The sequence below is a fragment of the Stenotrophomonas sp. AS012628 genome, from assembly GCF_010608305.1.
Lineage (GTDB): Bacteria > Pseudomonadota > Gammaproteobacteria > Xanthomonadales > Xanthomonadaceae > Stenotrophomonas > Stenotrophomonas geniculata.
Window position 1 is genome coordinate 1 of the sequence record NZ_VMBJ01000089.1, and the last position, 4,413, is coordinate 4,413.

Annotated in this window: 3 protein-coding genes; all 3 read left to right on the forward strand. The window is 66.5% G+C overall.

Features of this window, described 5'->3' with window-relative positions:
- Positions 1-44: 44 nt before the first annotated feature.
- The 3 genes from G5A07_RS21005 to G5A07_RS21015 all read left to right on the forward strand — a co-directional run bounded on the left by G5A07_RS21005 (position 45) and on the right by G5A07_RS21015 (position 4,273).
- Positions 45-1,748 carry a glycosyltransferase family 39 protein gene (locus tag G5A07_RS21005; protein ID WP_049435289.1) on the forward strand — a complete coding sequence of 568 codons (1,704 nt, stop codon included), beginning with the start codon at positions 45-47 and terminating at the stop codon, positions 1,746-1,748.
- A gap of 111 nt (positions 1,749-1,859) precedes the next feature.
- Entirely contained in the window at positions 1,860-2,627 is a 768-nt protein-coding gene (locus G5A07_RS21010; RefSeq protein ID WP_029379842.1) for a phosphatase PAP2 family protein, read from the forward strand.
- Positions 2,624-4,273, forward strand: a complete 1,650-nt coding sequence (locus G5A07_RS21015) for a phosphoethanolamine--lipid A transferase (RefSeq protein WP_191863952.1) — start codon at positions 2,624-2,626, stop codon at positions 4,271-4,273. Before G5A07_RS21010 ends, G5A07_RS21015 begins: the two co-directional genes overlap by 4 nt.
- Positions 4,274-4,413 lie beyond the last annotated feature (140 nt).

A 4,413-nucleotide genomic window follows, 5' to 3' on the forward strand; every position in this document is an offset into this window, starting at 1 on the left:
ACCCCCGCCACCTCAGAATGGCCGTTTTGCTCCCGGAGCCTGCCGTGCCCGTAGCCCTGCCCCGCCGTTGGCGCCTGCCCCTGTTGTGGCTGCTGATCATTGCTGCGTTGGCAGCGGGCATCGGCCTTCGGCAGCCGCAGCCACCGGACGAACCGCGTTTCGTGCTGGCCGCGCGAACCATGGTCGAGAGCGGGCAATGGCTGCTGCCGCATCGTGGCAGCGAGCTGTATGCCGAGAAACCACCGGTGTTCATGTGGCTGCAGGCGGCCGCTTACGAGGTGGTCGGCAGCTGGCAGTGGTCGTTCCTGCTGCCGTCATTGCTGGGCGCCCTGCTGAGTCTGTGGCTGGTGTCGGATCTGGCACGGCGGCTGTGGTCACCGCGGCATTCCATCTATGCCCTCGCGGCGCTGTTCTGCACCCTGCAGTTCGGGCTGATGGCCAAGCGCGCGCAGATCGACATGGTGCTGGTGGGCATGACCACCGTGGCCCTGTGGGGCCTGATGCGCCACCTGTGCGAACGCCGCAATCTGCCCGCCCTGTGGCTGGCCGGCTTTGCCGCCGGCGTGGGTACCGTGACCAAGGGCGTGGGCTTCCTGCCGTTGCTGATGGTGCTGCCCTGGTTCGGCTGGTGGCTGTACCAGCGCCGTCGCGGGTATCGCGTGGAGGGTCCGCACCCGGCAACGCTGCTGTGGCTGATCCCGGCCTTCCTGCTGGGTGTCGGGGTGTGGCTGGCGCCGCTGGGCTGGGCCCTGCTGCACACGCCCACGGCCGAACTGCAGGCCTACGCGCATGAGCTGTTGTTCAAGCAGACCGGTACCCGTTACGCCAATGCCTGGCACCACCGGCAGCCCGCCTGGTACTACCTGCAGGTGATCCTGACCCTATGGCTGCCGGGCAGCCTGCTGCTGCCGATGCTGTTCAAGCCCTGGTGGCGCCGTATCCGCCGAGGCGACCGCCGCCAGTGGCTGCTGCTGGGCTGGGCGGTGCTGGTGCTGGTGTTCTTCAGCGCCAGCCCAGGCAAGCGTGAGGTGTACCTGTTGCCGATGCTGCCAGCAATGGCACTGGCCGTGGCGCCGCTGCTGCCCGGCCTGTTGCGCCGCCTGTGCGTGCGCCGCTACCTGTTCGGCTACAGCGTGGTGCTGATGCTGGCCACCGGCGTACTCGGCGTGATGCTGATGACCGAGCACCCGTGGGCGTTGGCGCAACTGGAACGCCGCGCCATGCCCGATACGTTGCTGCCGGTGCTGGGCGATGGCCTGCTGACCTTCGCCATTGCCCTGGCCACGCTGATCGTGTGGCTGCGGGTACGTCGTGCCGCGACGCTGGTGCTGCTGACCCACGGCATGCTGTGGATGCTCTATGGCCTGGTGCTGATGCCTGCACTGGACCCCTTCGCCTCGGCATCCGCACTGATGCGCCGGGTGGGTGCGCGGATCGGTCCCGACGCCGAACTGGCGCTGGTGGCCTGGCGCGAGCAGAACCTGCTGCAGGCCGACCGGCCGGTGCGCGAATTCGGCTTCAAGCGCCCTTGGGCCGAGCAATGGCACGATGCCGGCCCGTGGCTGGCCGAAGCACCGGACAAGCGCTGGCTGCTGGTGCTGGATGATGCGATGAGCCCGTGCGTGGATCCGAGCAAAGTGATCGATATCGGTGTTGCCAACAGGAATCGTTGGCAATTGCTTCCCGGTACCGCATGGAACCCGGAGTGCCACGCCGAGCGGACAGGATCGACCGCCGAAGAAGACTGAACGTTGGCACGCGCCGGGCAAACATTAACCCGGCACGAACGAGCGTCCGACCCTTCTCCGACATCCAGGTGACGAGCATGACCGCGGATTCCCGAACCGCCCTTTCCCAGCATGCCCGTCCGTCCCCTTGATGCGGTAGCGCCGCTTGCGACATCGCCACTGGCGTCACGATTTGCCGTAACTCACCTCTGGCTGCCTGTCGCAATCGGTCTGCCGTTGTTTACGCTGCTGATGGGTTTCGGCGGCGACCAATGGGTGGCCGATCATCTGTTCCGCCTTGAGGGGGGCCACTGGGCGCTGCAGGACGCCTGGGTCACCCGCACGCTTGTGCACAAGGCTGGCAAGTGGCTGAGCACGGCTGCTGCCCTCGTGGCGATCCTGCTGTGCTTCCACCACTGGCGGAAGGGTCGCGATCGCACCCTGCGGTGGGCGCTGCTTTATGTCGTAATTGCCATGGCTCTGGGCACGGGTGTGATCTCCCTGCTGAAGTCGCTGGTGCCGATGGAATGCCCCTGGGACCTGCTGCGCTACGGCGGCCACCAGCCTTTCATCGGGCTTTTCACGGCGCGCCCCGCAGGCATGGCCGCGCAGGCCTGCTTCCCGGCGGGCCACGCCAGCGCGGGTTATGCATGGTTGTCCCTGTACTTTTTTGCCTTGCTGTGGCGCCCTTCATGGCGCTGGGCCGGGTTGTGGATCGGCCTTGCCACCGGCCTGGTGTTCGGCATCAGCCAGCAGCTGCGGGGTGCGCATTTCCTTTCGCATGACGTTGCTACTGCGTTGATCTGCTGGCTGCTTTCGCTGGGCCTGTATCTGATCGTCAAACGCGTCCTGGCACGTCGTCAGCTCGACCGTCCCCACCGCCAGGAGGCAAACGCATGAGTGCATCGGTCCAACGCCCCGCCCGCCTTCCCGCGTTGGCAAACCTTCGCCGTTGGCGGCCGCAGCTGTCCACCGAAGCACTGATCGCACTGACCAGCCTGTTCTTCGCGGTGGCCGGCAACGGCCTGTTCTGGCACAGCGCGATGGCCAGCCATCCGGGCAGCCTGCGCTACGCGCTGTCGCTGCTGCTGTTGCTGCTGGGTGCGCACGGCGTGCTGCTGGGCATCCTGGTCTGGCGCTGGAACGCCAGGGTGGTGATCAGCCTGTTGCTGCTGGTGACCGCATTCGCCGCGCACTACATGAGCCGTTACCACATCTACCTGGATGCGGACATGTTGCGCAACGTGCTGGCGACCGATCCCAAGGAAAGCCGCGAGCTGATGACCGTGTCGCTGGTGTGGCCGGTGCTGTTGCTGGCGGTGTTGCCGATGATCGTGCTGTGGCGCGTGCAGCTGCGCCGTCGCAGCTGGGGTCGCAGCCTGCTCTGGCGCGTCGGCTTCCTGGTGGTGGCGGCAGTGACCGCGGTAGGCGGCGCATTGATCTCGTTCCAGGATATCTCGGCACTGATGCGCAACCAGCGCGAAGTGCGTTACCTCGCCACCCCGGCCAACGTGCTGCTGGGCATGCCACGCGCACTGCGTGGCGACAACCCGGTGCAGCGCGCGCCGAAGCTGCCGATCGGTACCGATGCCAAGGCCACCCCGCGTGCACCTGCCAGCAAGCCGCGCCTGCTGGTGATCGTCATGGGCGAAACCGTGCGCGCACAGAACTGGGGCCTCAACGGTGGCCGCAACACCACCCCGGAACTGGCCCAGGCCAGTGTGGTCAATTTCCCGGATATGCATTCGTGCGGCACCAGCACCGAGGTTTCGCTGCCGTGCCTGTTCTCGCCATGGGGCCGTCACGACTACGACGAGAAGAAGATCCGTGCACACCAGTCGCTGCTGCACGTATTGAACCGTGCCGGCATCGCACCGTTGTGGCGTGACAACCAGTCCGGATGCAAGGGCGTGTGCGAAGGCCTGGAGTTCCAGTCGCTGTCCGATGCGACCACCCCGGGCCTGTGCGCCGACGGCCGCTGCATGGACGAGATCCTGCTGCAGGACCTGGCCACCCAGGTGCGTGCCAAGTCCGGCGACCGCGTGGTGGTGCTGCACCAGCTGGGCAACCATGGCCCGGCCTATTTCGAGCGCTATCCGGCCGCCTTCGCCCGCTTCAAGCCAACCTGCGATACCCGTGACATCGGCCGCTGCTCGCGCGAAGAGATCACCAACAGCTACGACAACGCCGTGCTGTACACCGATCACTTCCTGAGCAAGACCATCGGCACGCTGCAGGGCATGCAGGACTACGACACGGCGATGATCTACCTGTCCGACCACGGCGAGTCGCTGGGCGAGAAGGGCCTGTTCCTGCACGGCGTGCCTTACGCCATCGCCCCGGCCGAGCAGACCCGGGTGCCGATGACGATGTGGTTCTCGCCGGGCTTCGCCAGCAGCCGCGGGCTGGACCTGCAATGCGTGCGCAGGCGTTCGGCGGCCTATACCGACCACGACAACCTGTTCCCGTCGGTGCTGGGGCTGATGCAGGTGAAGACGGCGCTGTACGAGCGCGATCGCGACGTGTTCGCCAACTGCGAAGGTTGAGGGTGGTTTGGCAGGGCTTGCAGCCCTGCACCTGCAGAGGCCAGAGCACAAGCAACAGCAAGAGCTGGCTTCCTGAGGGTTGGCGGGGTGGGTCCGGTGGCGGGAGACGCCGTAAACCCATCCATGAAGTGACCCCCGGG

What these genes read in the sequence shown, in the direction of transcription:
- G5A07_RS21010 (WP_029379842.1), top strand. Translation starts at nt 1,860, where the DNA reads ATGCCCGTCCGTCCCCTTGATGCGGTAGCGCCGCTTGCGACATCGCCA.
- G5A07_RS21015 (WP_191863952.1), top strand. Translation starts at nt 2,624, where the DNA reads ATGAGTGCATCGGTCCAACGCCCCGCCCGCCTTCCCGCGTTGGCAAAC.